We start from the raw sequence: 16512 nt of genomic DNA, 5'->3' as shown, positions 1-16512 counted from the left end.
CGGTGTTAGCTGCAACGTCAATCACTTTGGGGATGATCAATCATTCTCTATAGGCATTCGGATTGACCGAATTCACCCGCTATTTATCACGCTTTGACTTGCACCATGCCGTCGCGGACTCGCACGTCATAGTGGGTTACCGAGCGCGTTTCATCTTCCAGACAGAGGCCATCATGCAGGCGGAAGTGCTGTTTTTTCAGAGGGCTGGCGACCCACAAATCACCTTGATGCTCGGCAATCAATCCGCGTGACAGCACACTGGCCTGAGCGAAAGGATCGATGTTACTGATGGCGAAAACCTGCTCGTCAGTGTAAGGGCGGAAAACCGCGATGTGTTGTTCGCCGATCAGGCCACATACGCCGCTGCCGGGCAAAATATCGTCTAACAGGCAGAGTGGGATCCACTGGCTCATAGGTTCTCCTCCAGCACTCGCACTGGGATGCGCTCATCCGGGCGGGCTGGGCGATGTTGTTCACGTTCAGCCACCACTTGCACGTTCGGGTCGCGCAGCGGGCTATTGATAAAGTGGGCAAAGCGAACTTGTGCCGCGGGGTTCTCGACGGTGGCTTTCCATTCGCAGGTCACTTTATCGCGCAGACGGGCGATATCGGCTTCCAACTGATCGTTGATGCCCAGTTTGTCGTCGAGGATAACCGCCCGCAGGTAGTTAATGCCGCCTTCCAAACTCTCCAGCCACACCGAAGTGCGTTGCAGCTTATCGGCGGTGCGGATGTAGAACATCATAAAGCGGTCGAGATAGCGCATCAGCGTCTCTTCATCCAGATCCGCTGCCAGTAAGTCCGCATGACGTGGCTTCATGCCGCCATTACCACAGACATACAGATTCCAGCCGTTTTCGGTGGCGATAATCCCCACGTCTTTGCCCTGTGCTTCGGAACACTCGCGGGTACAGCCGGAGACACCAAACTTCATTTTGTGTGGTGTGCGGATGCCTTTGAAGCGATGCTCCAGTGCGACACCAAAACCGACGCTGTCACCGACACCAAAGCGGCACCAAGTGCTGCCGACGCAGGTTTTGGCCATGCGCAGCGCTTTGGCGTAGGCGTGGCCGGTTTCAAAGCCCGCTTCAATCAGTTGCGCCCAGATAGCCGGCAGGTCATCTTTTTGCGCGCCAAACATCCCCACTCGCTGCGAGCCGGTCAGTTTGGTGTACAAATTATACTCTTTGGCAATGCGGCCGATGGTGAGCAGGCCATCCGGTGTGATCTCGCCACCTGGTGAGCGCGGGATGACCGAGTAAGTGCCGTCTTTCTGGATATTGCCGAGGAAGTTGTCATTGGTGTCCTGCAACGGCGTATGTTGCGGCGCCAAAATATAGTCATTCCAGCAGGATGCCAGCAGTGAGCCAACCGTCGGTTTACAGACTTCACAGCCGTAACCTTTGCCGTATTTCTCCCGCAGGGCATCGAAGGATTTAATCCCTTCAACACGGATCAAGTGATACAGCTCTTGGCGCGAATAGGCGAAGTGCTCACACAAATGGTGATTGACTTCAATGCCTTGCTTGCTGAGTTCCGCATTCAGTACTTGCGTGACCAGCGGAATACAGCCGCCGCAGCCGGTGCCTGCTTTAGTGGCGGATTTCAGTGCCGCAACCGTATGGCAGCCCTGACCGATGGCCTGAATAATGTCGCCTTTGGTGACATCAAAACAGGAGCAGATCTGTGCGGTATCGGGCAGTGAGTCCACCCCCATAGCGGGTTTACTGCCCGCGTGGGCAGGGAGGATCAGGCTATCTGGGTTGTCTGGCAGCACAATATTGTTCAGTGCCAGTTGCAGCAGATTGCCGTAATCCGAGGTATCCCCCACCAGCACTGCGCCCAGCAGGGTTTTGTTGTCAGCGCTGACCACCAAACGCTTATAAATTTCTTTATTTTCATCCAGATAAACGTAGCTGCGCGCGCCTTCAGTGCGGCCATGGGCATCACCAATTCCGCCCACATCGACACCCAGCAACTTCAGCTTGGCGCTCATGTCGGCACCCTTGAAGGCGTTTTCGCGGCCTAACAGGTGATCGGCGGTGACCTGCGCCATTTTGTAGCCCGGCGCAACCAGCCCGAAGGTCCGCTCTTGCCACGAGGCACACTCACCAATGGCGTAAACATCTGGGTCGGATGTCTGGCAATAATCATTGATAGCAATACCACCACGGCGTGCTGTGGCTAAACCGCATTGATGCGCCAGTTTGTCTTGTGGGCGAATCCCGGTGGAGAAGACAATAAAATCGACTTCCAGCTGCGAACCATCAGCAAACTGCATGGTTTTGCGGCTGTTTTGGCCTGAATGAATAATTTCCTGGGTATTTTTGCCGGTATGGACCCTGACGCCCATGCGCTCAATCTTCTGGCGCAGTTGGTCGCCACCCATGGGATCAAGCTGCTCGGCCATTAATACTGGCGCAAATTCAATTACATGGGTTTCAACGCCGAGGTTTTTCAATGCCCCTGCCGCTTCCAGCCCGAGCAGACCGCCACCGATAACCGCCCCACGTTTGCTGCGGCGGGTACAGGCTTCGATAGCGTTCAGGTCTTCAATGGTGCGATAGACAAAGCAATCTTGCCCTTCGCTACCTTTGATGGGCGGGATCCACGGATAGGAGCCGGTCGCCATAATCAGCTTGTCGTAATAGAGAGTACGGCCGCTGTTGGAGTGAATCACTTTCTCGGTGCGGTTGATGGTAATGGCGCGTTCGCCCACCAGCACTTTGACACCGTGTTTTTCATAAAAGCCTTCACGAACCAGTGACAGTTCTTCGGCGGTATGGTGGGAGAAGTAAGAGGAAAGATGTACCCGGTCATAAGCGATGCGAGGCTCTTCGCAAAATACGGTTATCTCAAATTGGTCTTTATCCGCTTTATCCAATAAGTCTTCGATAAAGCGGTGGCCGACCATGCCGTTGCCAATGATGGCAAGTTTGACTTTGCTCATTTTTGCCTCAATTTTTAATTTTCTACGCTTACCTTAATCTTCCCAACATGGCGCTTCTTGATGTAAATCAATTAGCGTTCCATATACCTCTAAGGTGGTAGATGAATGATTTTAAACGATTTTTGATAAGTTGCGGATTTCATTCATCTTTAGCTGAAAGGTTTCAGTTTTGGCTGTTTTTTTGATTTTATGATAGATCCGCATTTAAAAAGAAAATCGGGCGGGCCACTGCTGATCGGATAAGCTAAGAGCAAATAAGGCCGAAGGTGGCAAAGGGATAATGGAGGCATCAATGTCAGCGCAATCCTCAACACAGCATTTACTGACGAGCATCAATAATGTGCGCCTTGTCGGGCAAACGGGGCTTTGGCAGCTCACTGTCGCCGACGGAAAAATCAGCGCGATTGTGCCACAACCGGAGCAACTGCCCACCGGCGCGGGCGTGCTGGATGCACAGGGCGGTTTGGCACTGCCTCCCTTTGTCGAGCCACATATTCATTTGGATACCACCCAAACGGCGGGGCAACCGAGCTGGAATCAGTCAGGCACCCTGTTTGAGGGCATCGAGCGCTGGGCTGAGCGCAAAGCGCTGCTGACGCGCGAGGATGTTAAGCAGCGGGCATGGCAGACGCTGAAATGGCAAATTGCCAACGGTATTCAGCATGTGCGCACCCATGTGGATGTCTCCGATCCCAGCCTGACGGCCCTGAGCGCAATGCTGGAAGTGAAAGAGGAGGTCAGTCCGTGGGTGGATATGCAGATTGTGGCCTTTCCACAGGAGGGCATCCTCTCCTATCCCGACGGTGCGGCGTTGTTGGAAGAGGCGCTGCGACTGGGCGCGGATGTGGTGGGGGCCATCCCGCATTTTGAATTTACCCGCGAATATGGCGTTGAATCACTGCATATCGCCTTTGCGCTGGCGCAGAAATATCAGCGGCTGGTGGATGTGCATTGTGATGAAATCGATGATGAGCAGTCGCGCTTTGTCGAAACGGTAGCGGCGTTGGCGCACCGTGAAAACATGGGGGCGCGGGTGACTGCCAGCCACACTACGGCGATGCACTCCTATAATGGCGCTTATGCCTCACGTTTATTCCGTCTACTGAAGATGTCCGGCATTCATTTTGTCGCTAATCCCTTGGTGAATATTCACCTGCAAGGGCGCTTTGATACTTATCCGAAGCGGCGCGGCATTACGCGGGTCAAGGAGATGCTGGCGGCAGACATTAATGTCTGCTTCGGCCACGATGATGTGTTCGACCCGTGGTATCCGCTGGGCACCGCCAATATGTTGCAGGTGCTGCATATGGGGCTGCATATTTGTCAACTGATGGGATATGGCCAAATCAATGATGGTCTGAATCTGATAACCCACAACAGCGCCAGAACGTTGAATTTATCGGATTATGGTTTGCAGTTAGGTAATAGCGCCAATCTGATTATTCTGCCCGCCGAAAGCGGTTTTGATGCGGTGCGGCGACAAGTGCCAGTGCGCTACTCCATTCGTCATGGGGTGGTGATTGCCAAAACGCAACCGGCCGAGAGTCGGATCTATTTGGGGCAGGAGGAGCGGGTTAACTTTAAGTAGGGAAACTGCCCTGCTACCGCAATGGCAGCAGGGCAGTTTGTACATCAATCAGTGTGTTGCATGACCGTGGCTACGGTGCTTGGTGAAGAAGCCCAGAATCAGGCACATCACGAATACCGCCAGATACAGACCGTTTGCTGTGGTCAACGCGGCATGAACACCACTGTTCGCCACAATCGGGCCAGTGACAACGAAGGTCAACATGGTCCCTACGGTGCCGCAGGTCAGAATGAAGTTCACCAGCTTGGGTGAGGACACTTTGGTTTGCAGCGATCCGAGCGTAATCAGTGTGGTGTAGATGGCACTGGAGACAAAACCTAACGCCAGAATGTAGTAGCTCAGATAGGCCGGATTATCGGTGCTGACGAACAGGTACATTGCCAGTGTTGCCAGCGCAGCCAGCACGGTCACGATACGTTGCAGGTCAAAGAAGCGCAGAATAAAGCTGAACACCCACATCCCAATCATGTAGGAGATCCAGAAGTTACTCACCAGTTGGCCAGCCTGGCTGATATCCATATTGAAGGTTTTGGTGGCGTATTCCGGCACCCATTGGATGAAGCCGAGTTGACCCAAGATGTAGCACAGTGCAGCAATCGACAGGAATAGCACGCCAATGCCCCATTTCTCTTTCGCTACTGGCTTGTTTTCACCGCTGGCTTTATGGCCCAGAACCGGGAACTCAGAGCAGAGTGTCAGTACGAAAATCCCCACATACAGCAGGCCGATGCAGGCATACACCCAGTACCACTCGATATGACGTGCCAACAGCATCGCCGCCGCCACAGGGAAGATCATCCCCGCCATACTAAAGAATGAGTCGGTAAACAGCAGGCGGGAGCCACGCTGACGCCCTTCATACATATGGGTTATCAGGAAAGTCCCGATCGACATGGTGATCCCGCTAACCACCCCGAGGATAAACATGCTGATGGAGAAGACCATCAGATTATGACCCACCATCAATCCGGCAATCGCTATCAACATCAGAATAAAGCCAAATACCAACTGACGTTTTAATGGAATGATTTCCATCAACCAGGCATTAAGGAAAATGGAGATCAGAATACCTGCATTGAGGAAAGTAAATGTGTTACTCATACTGGCAATAGGCAGATTGAAATACTCTGCGATATTCCCCATCACCATTCCGGTGACAATAACTAACGCACCGGTTAGGGCGTAAGAAAAGTAACTTATCCAAGTGAGTCGAAGGCGATTGCTGTCATTCATAGATGGGGCCTGTTTCAGCATAGAGTTAATACGACCATAGTTAATACAACCATAGTAAGCACATCAATAAAAAGGGTTCTAACCCATTCACTTCTCAGGCGGCGGATCCTAGCACAGGCATAGTGAGTTTTTGTGATTTACATCCAACTTTTAATGTAATGAATGAAATGTGATGGAGAATAATAGTGAGGCGTCACATATTCCGGCTCAGAGATTATGAGAAATACTCTTAATTTAATGAGATTTAACGCCGCATTTAGATGGGTTCAGATATGATCCTCCCCGCGACCTTGACACCTCAGGGTTAACAAAAACTGTTCATAAAACAGAGAGTAATCAATCGTATTCTATTAGTTGTTATTGAGATAAAGGAACTATCGTGATGAAAAGTGGGATCATGGCTGCAATGCTATTGGTGCACTGGTGCCATTAGGTCAAATTTTTTATCGCAGCAGGCGCTATTCTGCCTGGCTAGGGATAGCCGCGATTCTGATGTTATTTATTGCCCCGGTGGTTTCAGTCTCACTGACGCTTTCCTACGAAAGAAACACGTCCGCCATGACCATGACCATGGCTGATGGTGCGATGGATATGGCGAGTCACCACGGCAGTGGGCCTGATGTCCATCATGACGCTAAAACAACCGATGCCGATGAGCACGGGGGCAGTCATGACGGCATGATGATGAACCATGCCGCCTGTGGATATTGTGTCTTACTGACCCATCTGCCCTTGCTCAATACCGCATTTAAAGCGGACATTCGCTCTGCATTACTGCTGGCTGAGTTATCTCCGCCGCTATTTATCTATACGCTTGTCATCAAAGGCCGCTATTCCGAGAGCCAACCCCGCGCACCGCCTGCCTTTTATTCCTGAACATTCAATAAAAAATCAAAACCACTTATTTGCTGTGGATTATCTGGTGTGAGTTCTCTGGTATGAGAAATCTCCACCGGACTCATTTCTATTGCCCAAGGAATAATTATGTCTGGTAAGAATAACGGTTATAAAAAAACTTTATTAGCGTGTGCAGTGACTTCCGCGCTTTCTGTATTGACCTTACATGCGACGGCAGCGGCACCGGATCATCTCGTGGCGGCAGATCATGCGACGAATCACGGCACCGATAATCGCGGCGATAAAAAAACCAATGACGGCGAGGTGATGACGGTCACCGCCCCTCAGTATTCGCCGCTCACCATCGTCACTTCCCCTAAAACGCCGCGTCAGCCCGTCCCAGCCAGTGATGGTGCGGACTACCTGAAAACTATCCCCGGTTTTTCGCAAGTCCGTAATGGCGGCACCAACGGCGATGTGGTTTTCCGTGGCATGTTTGGTTCGCGCATCAAGATTCTGACTGATGGCGCTGAAACACTGGGTACCTGCCCGTCACGGATGGATGCGCCCACCTCCTATATTTCACCGGAGAGCTTTGACCTGCTGACGGTAGTGAAAGGGCCGCAATCGGTGCTATGGGGCCCAGGCGCTTCCGCTGGTACGATTCTGTTTGAGCGCGAACAACCCCATTTTGATCAGGCGGGCGTCAAAGGGAATGCCAGCTTGCTGGTGGGTTCCAACGGGCGCTGGGATAAGAATCTCGATGCCAGTCTGGGCAACGAGCAGGGCTATCTGCGCATGATGGGGAATCAGTCTCAAGCGGGGAATTATAAGGATGGCGACGGCACTCGAGTGCCATCGAAGTGGGACAAATGGAATGCGGATGTTGCACTGGGCTGGACACCAGATAGCGATACTTTGCTCGAACTGACAGCAGGCAAAGGCGATGGTGAGGCAAGCTATGCTGGGCGCGGCATGGACGGCTCTCAGTTCTTGCGGGAAAGCCTAGGGGCGCGCTTCGAGAAAACCAATATTGGCGAGGTGCTGGATAAGATTGAAGCCAAGGTTTACTACAACTATGTCAATCATATTATGGATAACCATACCTTACGTACCCCGCCGATGATGGCGATGACCAGTAATCTGGACCGTCGCACCATTGGTGGCAGAGTGATGGGAACCTGGTTGTGGGAGGACCTGAAATTAGAAGCCGGCAGTGATATGCAAACCAATACCCATCGCAAGAACACACAGAATACGTGGAACAAAAATGCCAGCTTCGCGAACTATGGTCTGTTCGGCGAACTGACATGGACGATGAGTGAGCAAGATAAGCTGATTACCGGCACTCGTCTGGACCATAATCAGGTCACTAATTATACCCGTGCTAATGAGCCATCGCGCTCTGCCACACTCCCCGCAGGCTTTATGCGTTTTGAGCATAATCTGGCCGATGCTCCGGTGATGTGGTATGCCGGAGTGGGCCACACCGAGCGTTTTCCCGATTATTGGGAGCTATTTTCCCCGACGTTCGGGCCAACAGGGTCAACCAGTGCTTTTGAGGGGGTAAAAAGTGAAAAGACCACCCAGCTTGATATTGGCGCGAAGTACAGTGGCAAGCAGCTAAACGGTTGGGTCTCTGCTTATCTGGGCCGGGTGAATGATTTTATTCTGTTCAAGTATGATCCCAAAAACCTGCGTATTAGTCAGGCGGATAATATCAATGCAACCATCATGGGCGGTGAGATGGGGGCAGGATATGCCTTCAACGACCACTGGAAAGCAGATGCCAGTCTGGCCTACGCGTGGGGCGAAAACACCAGCAATAATCGCCCACTGCCGCAAATTCCCCCTCTTGAAGCACGGCTGGGGCTGACCTATGAAACTGGCAACTGGAGCAGCACCGCACTATGGCGTCTGGTCAGCAGTCAGCATCGGGTGGCGATTAACGAAGGCAACGTGGTCGGTAAAGATTTCGCCGACAGCGCGGGCTTCGGTGTGCTCTCGGCCAATGTGGCCTACAAAATCACGCCACAAGTGAAGGTCAGCGGGGGCATCGATAATCTGCTGAATAAAGCCTACAGCGAACATCTTAATCTGGCGGGTAACAGCGGGTTTGGTTATTCCGTCAATACGCCAGTGAATGAGCCGGGCAGGACACTTTGGGCGAAGTTGAATGTGACGTTCTAAGCGCTATCTTCGTCCTTGACGTTGGAGAGAGCCATTAGCCATAAATCAGCGTGGCAGGCAGTTGCTTGCCACGTTTTTTCAATCAATGGAACTCGTTGGGTGGCATCACCGAATCGCGCATGATAATCGCTGGTGGGAAGTTGGCTGGTGGGAGTTGCGGGTTAATCAGTAATTGCGTGGCGTATTGCGCCATTTCGACAATGGGAAAATGCAGGCTAGTTAATGCCGGGCAGACAAAAGGTGCGCGTTCGCCACTGTCGTAGCAAATCAATGAGATATCCTGCGGTACCTGCAAATGATGCTTATTGATAGCCAACAGTGCACCAATGGCCATCTCTTCATTGCAGCAATAAATCGCCGTCGGCAAATGAGGCTGTTTGAGGATCTCGTCAGCGCGCTGATAGCCACTCTCCAGATCATAAACCCCCTCCACACAGGCGACGGGTGTCAAACCAGCCGATTGCATGGCATCGATAAACCCCTGACGACGCAACTCGCTGGAGTGACGCTGTGCGGAACCACTGATGCACGCAATGTGCCGATGACCCGCATCGATAAGTACCTGTGTCGCCATTTGGCTGGCGCGGCGGTGATCGAAGGTGACACAGCGAGCTTCAAGACCGGGAACTAACCGATCTAACAAGACGAATGAGCGATCTGCGGCAGCCAACTGGCGCAATCTTTCATCACTGAGAAAACGGACATGGAGGATTAAGCCGTCACAGCGTAAGTTATACAGGCGCTGAATAGCCTGCCACTCTTTATCCGCATTATCCCGCCCCTGAGTGACTAATAACTGCTTACCCTGAGACTCGGTTTCCGTTTGCACAAAATCCATCAATGCGCCAAAGAAGCCGCCACGATAGGAGGTGGTCACCAGCCCGAGTGTATTACTTTGGCTCGATGCCAATGCCCGTGCGGCAGGGTTTGGGGTGTAACCCAACACCGCGACCGCTTGTTCTACCTTTTCGCGAGTCAGGGCTTTGACATTGGTATCACCGTTGACCACGCGGGAAACCGTAGCGCGGGAAACCCCGGCTAATACCGCGACATCTTCCAGTGTCACCATCTGCTACTCCTGATATACCTGCCATCTTTCAAGTTGCAGCTGTGTTGACTGCAACTCCAATAACTTTGGGTATCAATTAGTTAACATCACAAATCTGCGAACTGAGGCAAGTAAGGTTTATTGACCTGTAGAACCTCTTCCAACAGTGGCTGAGCAATGCTGGCGTTAGCAATCAGTGGGTTAGTCACTAGTGCCAACAAGGCACTGCGGCGATCACCGTGCACCGCCGCTTCAATGGTCAGACGTTCATAGGCTTTGACTTGCTGCGTTAACCCATGCATCGCCACAGGTAAGGGGCCGAAAGTGAGTGGATGAGCACCTTGTGCATCGACAATACAGTTAGTTTCTACCACAGAGCCGTCGGATAAACCGCGAATCGCACCACGGTTTGTTGTATTCACAACTAATTGTGTCCCTAAATTATTATAAATAGCACGAATGAGTTCTAATGCAACTTCAGAATAAAATGATCCGCCACGGAAGCTGAGCTGCTCAGGTTTGCTGTCCAGATGGGGATCAGCGTACAGATCGAACAGCTCTTTTTCTACTTGCATCACCTGCTCCGCGCGCGTACCCCGCTCAGCGGCAGCGGCCATCTCTTCTGCCAGCATATCCTGAGTCTGGTAGAAATAGCGATGATACGGACAAGGAATTGCTCCCATTGCTCGCAGGAATTCCGGTGGCCATGGTGCTTCCTTAATATTGTTCATGGTCAGCGATGCACCGTCACACAGCATGTCCATCACATCGGCGGTGACATTCTTACCCTGCTGCAACACCTCATGCACCCACACCATATGGTTTAATCCAGCAAAGCGCAGTTGGATATCTTCATAAGGTGCTTGCAGTAAATTGGCAATCATATGATGCATGCTGATCGGGACATTACACAGACCGATAATTTTCGCGTTGCTATAACGGGTCACCGCTTCGGTGACGATCCCGGCGGGATTGGTGAAGTTAATGATCCAGGCGTCCGGTGCCAGTCGCTCGACTTTAGCCGCAATATCAAGCATCACTGGAATGGTGCGCAGTGCTTTGGCAAAACCGCCGACCCCCGTGGTTTCCTGCCCGAGCAGGTTATATTTTAGCCCCAAACGTTCGTCCGCCGCCCGCGCAGGGAGCTGGCCGACACGGAACTGGGTCAGCACAAAGCTGGCTCCTTCGATGGCGGTATCCAGTGAGAAGTGAACACTGACTTTCACTTGCTCCAGCCCGTGGCGATCCAACATTCTGCGGGTCAGTGCGGCAATAATCTCCACTTTTTGACGACCCAATTCGACATCAGCCAATGCCAACTCGGTGACCGGTAACTGGTCAATGCGCTGAATCAGCCCATCAACCAACTCAGGGGTATAGCTACTACCGCCACCAATAATGGCAATTTTAAAGGTTTTCATAATTTGGCCTCAAAATGGATGAATTAGAAATGAGAGCGCTCTCATTTGGAGGCAGATTAACGATTAGCCAGAAACAAAATGGGATGTTTCTCCCAAAAACGACAGATAGTGGGTAAGAAAATCAGCAAGACGTGATCTTGGTTGCAGAATTTCACTGTTGCCGTGGAATGCCTTGATGGGTTAATTTGGCTAATTGATCGCTATTGTGCCGCTTATTCATCGTAGTGACGCGTTTTCAGCGAAAATGCGCATTTTGTTACGTAAAAATCGGTAAATGGGTGGCATTACGCGGGTTAGCTCTCTAGAATCAAAGCGCTTTTCCGCTGTTTGTACCCCACAGAAAGGAACCGTTAATGTTCAAACGTACTTTAGTGACCTTCATCGCACTTTGTTCCCTCAGCGCCGTGGCACCCGCTGCTTTAGCTGCCGGTGAACCTCATGTGTTGTTAACGACATCGGTTGGGAATATTGAGTTGGAACTCAATAGCCAGAAGGCCCCGATTTCAACACAAAACTTCGTTGATTACGTCAACAACGGCTACTACAACAACACTATTTTCCACCGTGTTATTCCTGGCTTTATGGTTCAAGGTGGCGGCTTCACCGCTGATTTCAAACAAAAAACCGCTAAAACGCCAATCAAAAACGAAGCGGATAATGGCTTGCGTAACCTGCGTGGCACCATCTCGATGGCCCGTACCGCAGATAAAGACAGCGCCACCAGCCAGTTCTTCCTCAACGTAGCAGACAATGCGTTCCTCGATCATGGCCAGCGCGACTTTGGTTATGCCGTGTTCGGTAAAGTGGTAAAAGGCATGGATGTGGTAGAGAAAATCTCCCAGGTTCAGACGGAAAACGTCGGCCCGTATCAGAATGTGCCGGTTAAGCCGATAACTATCCTGTCAGCGAAAGTGTTGCCTTAATCAGTTATGCCAGCTTTCGTCCCCCGAAAGCTGGCTTATCCCTACCCAAATCCCATTCCGATATAAATTAATCCGTTTGCGCCAATGGCATGCTTATAATCAATTATCTAGCAGCGATGGGGTGAAAGGTTTATGAGCGAAACATTACTTATCGGCAAAGCACTGCCGGCGCAAGACTTGGTGATTCTATCGGCACTGGCAAACCGCCATGGCTTGATTACTGGGGCGACGGGGACCGGTAAAACCGTCACTTTGCAAAAGATGGCCGAGCAATTCTCCCGCATTGGCGTACCCGTATTCCTGGCGGATGTGAAAGGGGACCTCTCCGGCATTGGCGCTGAAGGTGTTGCTTCGGAGAAACTGGAATCCCGGCTGGCCGCGATAGGTGTCACTGACTGGCAGCCACAGGCATGCCCGATTGTGCCTTGGGATATTTTCGCGGAAAAAGGCCATCCAATCCGCGCCACCCTCTCTGACCTTGGCCCACTGCTGCTAGGCCGTCTGCTTGATCTGAATGACGTGCAAAGCGGCGTACTGCAATTAGTGTTTAAGATCGCCGACGATAACGGACTACTGCTGCTGGACATGAAAGATCTGCGCGCTATCGTGCAGTTCGTCGGCGACAATGCCAAACAGTTCCGCACCCAATATGGCAACGTCACTCCGGCCTCGATTGGGGCCATCCAGCGGGGTCTGCTGACCCTGGAAGAGCAGGGGGCGAATCAATTCTTTGGTGAGCCGATGCTGGATATCCACGATTTAATGCAGACCGACAGCAACGGACAGGGGATTATCAACCTGCTGGCGGCGGATCGGCTGATCAATCAGCCCAAGTTATACGCCATTTTCCTGCTTTGGTTGCTGGCTGAGCTGTTCGAGCAGCTTCCGGAAGTGGGCGATGTCGAAAAACCTAAATTGGTCTTTTTCTTTGACGAGGCCCATCTGCTCTTCACCGATGCCCCTGCGGCGCTGGTGGACAAAGTTGAGCAAGTGGTGCGGCTGATCCGCTCAAAAGGTGTCGGCATCTATTTCGTGACGCAAAACCCGCTGGATATCCCGGATAAAATTCTTGGTCAGTTGGGCAACCGCGTGCAACATGCCCTGCGTGCCTTTACCCCGCGCGACCAAAAAGCGGTGAAAGCGGCAGCACAAACCATGCGTGCTAATCCTGCCTTCAGCGCCGAACAGGTGATTACCGAATTGGCTGTCGGTGAAGCGTTGATCTCCTTCCTCGACGAGAAAGGACGGCCCAATGTGGTGGAGCGAGGCATGGTTATCGCGCCACAATCAAAAATGGGTGCATTGGATGCAGCAGCACGCAATCACGCCATCAATCATTCACCCCTCTATGGTCGCTATGAAGAGATGGTCGACCGTGAATCTGCCTATGAAAAATTATCCGCTGGCGGCTTCTCGACTATGGGGAGTGCGGCGCCAGGGGAGGCGGCAGCGCCTCAGCAACCGGCTGAACAGCAAAATAGTGGCGGTGGTTTGATGGGCGGACTGAATGATTTACTCTTTGGTTCTACCGGCCCACGGGGCGGCAGACATGATGGTATCGTCCAGACCGCAGCGAAAAGCATGGCGCGTGATCTCGGCCGACAAATTCTGCGTGGCGTTCTGGGGTCAATTACCGGTGGGCGTAAGCGTTAAGCTGATCAGAAGCCATCTATCAAGAAATCAATAGCATTTTTTATACGGCCTCTATCCGATGATGCGTTACCTGCAACATCCCCAAGCAAGCTACGTCGGATACTGGCCATTTCGTGGGTCATGACAACAAATCTGTCTCCGCATACATCAATTACCGGACATAGACGTTCGGGGGGCTGCGCTCGGATTTTCCTGATGGGAAATAGTGGGATGACGAGTCGAGTTGTGAGCACATCAATAAGATCACTTTGTACATCAATCAAGTAAGGGTAATCGGTGCTGTTGCTTAAGTTATTATAGATAGTAAATTGCATCCTCAGAACGTCCTGTAATCGTCAGAAAGTAATCCGTGCTCTTCTGTGATTCTATTGAGCTCTTCCAAGCCAACTCTGTTATCTGCTTGCCATTTTGCCATTTCAATTTCATGAATACGGCTTTTCACTTTTTCGGCCAATAATTGGGACAAGTTTAATCCTGCCAGCTTGGCTCTCTCATACAGATCTGGATCAAGAGTGACATTCACCGAACGCTTTGTTGCCATCGCTATTTACCCCCGTGGTCATGCGCATTACTCACACGCATGATTGCACCATTGTCTAAACAGCGCAACAAGTTGATTGACTCAAATTTCATAATAATGGGCATGTGTGCAAAAATACGCACATCCAAATAATCGGCGCTAAATAGAATAACCTGACTCGTCTACAGATCAGTAGGATGAAATAACATGCTGTTATTAATCGATAATTACGATTCATTTACCTACAACCTGTACCAGTATTTTTGTGAGCTGGGCGCGCAGGTGGTGGTGAAGCGTAATGATGAAGTGCAACTGGCTGATATTGAAAAGTTATCGCCGTCGCATTTGGTGATATCGCCCGGCCCTTGCACGCCGAATGAAGCGGGGATCTCATTGGCGGCCATCAGCCATTTTGCCGGTAAATTGCCAATACTGGGGGTTTGTCTGGGTCATCAGGCGCTAGGGCAAGCTTTTGGCGCGCGCATTGTGCGGGCGCGGCAGGTGATGCATGGCAAGACCACGGCGATTTGCCACAATAATCAAGGCGTCTTTCAAGGGCTGAATCAGCCGCTGACGGTGACTCGCTATCACTCGTTAGTCATTGACGCCGATTCACTGCCTGCGTGTTTTGAGCTAACCGCATGGACGGAGCAAGAGGGGGTGATGGATGAGATCATGGGCATCCGCCACCGCACATTGCCACTGGAGGGCGTGCAGTTTCATCCAGAGAGCATCCTCAGTGAGCAGGGCCATCAATTGTTGGCTAATTTTCTTAAAAATTAATGAGTTGAGATTGATTCATCAATAAAGTGATCTTTTTGTTTGCTTGATTGTGATTTTTTATGCATATTTTGTGATTATATTCTCACTCGTCAGTAATTGGCGGCTCAATGGATTATCTTAGGTGGGCAGTGCAATGGCAGATAAACTAGCAGTTAATCGCAGTACATTCGATCAGGTTATCTTGCCTGTTTATGCACCAGCGCAGTTTATTCCGGTAAAAGGAAAAGGTAGTCGAGTATGGGATCAGCAAGGCACGGAATACGTTGATTTTGCTGGCGGGATCGCGGTGACTGCGCTCGGCCACTGCCATCCGGCATTGGTAGCGGCATTGCATCAGCAGGGTGAGACGTTGTGGCATACCAGTAATGTATTCACCAATGAGCCCGCGCTGCGTTTGGCGCAAAAACTGATTGCTGCGACCTTTGCCGATCGGGTGTTTTTCGCCAATTCAGGCGGTGAAGCGAATGAAGCTGCATTTAAGTTGGCCCGTCATTACGCCATTGAGCGCCATAGCCCGTATAAAACCAAAATCATTGCTTTCCACAATGCATTCCATGGCCGGACCTTGTTTACCGTATCCGTTGGTGGTCAGCCAAAGTACTCCGATGGTTTTGGCCCAAAACCAGCCGACATCATCCATGTGCCATTTAATGATCTGGCCGCAGTGAAAGCTGTGATGGATGACCACACCTGTGCGGTGGTGCTGGAGCCGATTCAAGGGGAGGGCGGGATTACCGCCGCAACACTTGAGTTCCTGCAAGGGGTGCGCGATCTCTGTACCCAACACAAAGCGCTGTTGGTGTTCGACGAAGTACAAAGCGGCATGGGCCGTAGCGGCAAGCTTTTCACCTATATGCACTATGGCGTGACGCCCGATATTCTCACTACGGCGAAAGCCTTGGGCGGCGGTTTTCCGATCAGTGCGATGCTCACCACCGAAGAGATTGCCTCGGTAATGGCCGTAGGCACCCATGGCACCACTTATGGCGGTAATCCGCTGGCTTGTGCGGTTGCTGAGGCCGCGCTGGATGTGATTAATACCCCAGAGGTCCTTGAAGGTATTGAACAGCGCCATGGCCTGTTTGTGCAGGCTCTGCAAGTGATTAACCGTAAGTACTCTGTGTTTAGTGATATCCGCGGCATGGGGCTGCTAATTGGTGCTGAGTTAGCGCCGCAATACCGAGGCCGTGCGCGGGAGTTCCTGACGGCAGCGGCGGCGCAGGGTCTGATGATTCTCAATGCGGGGCCAGATGTGCTGCGCTTAGCGCCTTCGCTGGTAATTGAGCTAGATGATATCCAGCAAGGAATGGCGTGTTTGGAGAGAGCCATCGCCAGTCTGGTGAATGGGAACTAAATTTACTCTCCG

General features: G+C 51.6%; 14 protein-coding genes. 7 read left to right on the top strand and 7 right to left on the bottom strand.

Features of this window, described 5'->3' with window-relative positions; genetic code table 11:
* Positions 1 to 86: 86 nt before the first annotated feature.
* Positions 87 to 413 (bottom strand): nitrite reductase small subunit NirD, encoded by a 327-nt coding sequence (gene nirD / locus ACZ76_RS07995; protein ID WP_048618302.1) that lies wholly within the window; start codon positions 411 to 413, stop codon positions 87 to 89.
* Positions 410 to 2950, bottom strand: coding sequence for a nitrite reductase large subunit NirB (gene nirB / locus ACZ76_RS07990; protein ID WP_048618300.1), 2541 nt, complete (start codon positions 2948 to 2950; stop codon positions 410 to 412). Before nirB ends, nirD begins: the two co-directional genes overlap by 4 nt.
* A 280-nt stretch (positions 2951 to 3230) precedes the next feature.
* On the opposite strand from nirB, the gene ACZ76_RS07985 reads away from it, so the two are divergent.
* Positions 3231 to 4538, top strand: coding sequence for a cytosine deaminase (locus ACZ76_RS07985; RefSeq protein ID WP_072081048.1), 1308 nt, complete (start codon positions 3231 to 3233; stop codon positions 4536 to 4538).
* 48 nt (positions 4539 to 4586) lie between these two features.
* Here the strand turns inward: ACZ76_RS07985 and tsgA are convergent, their stop codons facing one another.
* Positions 4587 to 5771 carry an MFS transporter TsgA gene (gene tsgA / locus ACZ76_RS07980; protein WP_048620236.1) on the bottom strand — a complete coding sequence of 395 codons (1185 nt, stop codon included), beginning with the start codon at positions 5769 to 5771 and terminating at the stop codon, positions 4587 to 4589.
* Between the two features lie 423 nt (positions 5772 to 6194).
* Here tsgA and ACZ76_RS07975 point away from each other — a divergent pair, with 423 nt between their 5' ends.
* Together ACZ76_RS07975 and ACZ76_RS07970 are read left to right on the top strand one after the other, a co-directional pair.
* Positions 6195 to 6647: a DUF2946 domain-containing protein gene (locus tag ACZ76_RS07975; protein WP_048618297.1), complete on the top strand. Its 453-nt coding sequence runs from the start codon at positions 6195 to 6197 to the stop codon at positions 6645 to 6647.
* Positions 6648 to 6755: 108 nt separating this feature from the next.
* On the top strand, positions 6756 to 8798 hold the full coding sequence (locus ACZ76_RS07970) for a TonB-dependent copper receptor (RefSeq protein ID WP_208757932.1): 2043 nt from the start codon (positions 6756 to 6758) through the stop codon (positions 8796 to 8798).
* Between the two features lie 82 nt (positions 8799 to 8880).
* Here ACZ76_RS07970 and ACZ76_RS07965 read toward each other — a convergent pair whose 3' ends face one another.
* On the bottom strand, positions 8881 to 9867 hold the full coding sequence (locus tag ACZ76_RS07965; protein ID WP_048618293.1) for a LacI family DNA-binding transcriptional regulator: 987 nt from the start codon (positions 9865 to 9867) through the stop codon (positions 8881 to 8883).
* A gap of 86 nt (positions 9868 to 9953) precedes the next feature.
* On the bottom strand, positions 9954 to 11267 hold the full coding sequence (locus ACZ76_RS07960) for a 6-phospho-beta-glucosidase (protein WP_048618292.1): 1314 nt from the start codon (positions 11265 to 11267) through the stop codon (positions 9954 to 9956).
* Positions 11268 to 11620: 353 nt separating this feature from the next.
* Between ACZ76_RS07960 and ppiA the strand changes: the two genes are divergently transcribed.
* Entirely contained in the window at positions 11621 to 12190 is a 570-nt protein-coding gene (ppiA, locus tag ACZ76_RS07955) for a peptidylprolyl isomerase A (RefSeq protein WP_032896774.1), read from the top strand.
* Positions 12191 to 12322: 132 nt separating this feature from the next.
* Positions 12323 to 13843 carry a helicase HerA-like domain-containing protein gene (locus ACZ76_RS07950; protein WP_048618289.1) on the top strand — a complete coding sequence of 507 codons (1521 nt, stop codon included), beginning with the start codon at positions 12323 to 12325 and terminating at the stop codon, positions 13841 to 13843.
* A gap of 5 nt (positions 13844 to 13848) precedes the next feature.
* Here ACZ76_RS07950 and ACZ76_RS07945 read toward each other — a convergent pair whose 3' ends face one another.
* A complete protein-coding gene (locus ACZ76_RS07945) occupies positions 13849 to 14157 on the bottom strand; it encodes a CcdB family protein (RefSeq protein WP_048618287.1) in 309 nt (102 codons plus the stop codon).
* Positions 14158 to 14159: 2 nt separating this feature from the next.
* Positions 14160 to 14384: a type II toxin-antitoxin system CcdA family antitoxin gene (locus ACZ76_RS07940; RefSeq protein ID WP_048618285.1), complete on the bottom strand. Its 225-nt coding sequence runs from the start codon at positions 14382 to 14384 to the stop codon at positions 14160 to 14162.
* A 186-nt stretch (positions 14385 to 14570) separates the two neighbouring features.
* On the opposite strand from ACZ76_RS07940, the gene ACZ76_RS07935 reads away from it, so the two are divergent.
* Positions 14571 to 15146, top strand: a complete 576-nt coding sequence (locus tag ACZ76_RS07935) for an aminodeoxychorismate synthase component II (RefSeq protein ID WP_048618283.1) — start codon at positions 14571 to 14573, stop codon at positions 15144 to 15146.
* Between the two features lie 133 nt (positions 15147 to 15279).
* The gene (gene argD / locus ACZ76_RS07930; protein WP_048618281.1) at positions 15280 to 16500 is read left to right on the top strand and encodes a bifunctional acetylornithine/succinyldiaminopimelate transaminase; all 1221 of its coding nucleotides are present in this window, start codon (positions 15280 to 15282) and stop codon (positions 16498 to 16500) included.
* Positions 16501 to 16512 lie beyond the last annotated feature (12 nt).

Source organism: Yersinia aleksiciae (assembly GCF_001047675.1).
GTDB classification, from domain to species: Bacteria; Pseudomonadota; Gammaproteobacteria; order Enterobacterales; family Enterobacteriaceae; genus Yersinia; species Yersinia aleksiciae.
This window is presented reverse-complemented; position numbering and strand designations above follow the sequence as displayed.

Excerpts from the sequence above, each read along its gene's own strand:
- ACZ76_RS07970 (WP_208757932.1), top strand. The coding sequence starts at position 6,756 with ATGTCTGGTAAGAATAACGGTTATAAAAAAACTTTATTAGCGTGTGCA.
- tsgA (WP_048620236.1), bottom strand. The coding sequence starts at position 5,771 with ATGAATGACAGCAATCGCCTTCGACTCACTTGGATAAGTTACTTTTCT.
- ACZ76_RS07935 (WP_048618283.1), top strand. The coding sequence starts at position 14,571 with ATGCTGTTATTAATCGATAATTACGATTCATTTACCTACAACCTGTAC.
- ppiA (WP_032896774.1), top strand. The coding sequence starts at position 11,621 with ATGTTCAAACGTACTTTAGTGACCTTCATCGCACTTTGTTCCCTCAGC.
- ACZ76_RS07985 (WP_072081048.1), top strand. The coding sequence starts at position 3,231 with ATGGAGGCATCAATGTCAGCGCAATCCTCAACACAGCATTTACTGACG.
- argD (WP_048618281.1), top strand. The coding sequence starts at position 15,280 with ATGGCAGATAAACTAGCAGTTAATCGCAGTACATTCGATCAGGTTATC.
- ACZ76_RS07950 (WP_048618289.1), top strand. The coding sequence starts at position 12,323 with ATGAGCGAAACATTACTTATCGGCAAAGCACTGCCGGCGCAAGACTTG.
- ACZ76_RS07940 (WP_048618285.1), bottom strand. The coding sequence starts at position 14,384 with ATGGCAACAAAGCGTTCGGTGAATGTCACTCTTGATCCAGATCTGTAT.
- ACZ76_RS07965 (WP_048618293.1), bottom strand. The coding sequence starts at position 9,867 with ATGGTGACACTGGAAGATGTCGCGGTATTAGCCGGGGTTTCCCGCGCT.
- nirB (WP_048618300.1), bottom strand. The coding sequence starts at position 2,950 with ATGAGCAAAGTCAAACTTGCCATCATTGGCAACGGCATGGTCGGCCAC.
- ACZ76_RS07960 (WP_048618292.1), bottom strand. The coding sequence starts at position 11,267 with ATGAAAACCTTTAAAATTGCCATTATTGGTGGCGGTAGTAGCTATACC.
- ACZ76_RS07945 (WP_048618287.1), bottom strand. The coding sequence starts at position 14,157 with ATGCAATTTACTATCTATAATAACTTAAGCAACAGCACCGATTACCCT.
- nirD (WP_048618302.1), bottom strand. The coding sequence starts at position 413 with ATGAGCCAGTGGATCCCACTCTGCCTGTTAGACGATATTTTGCCCGGC.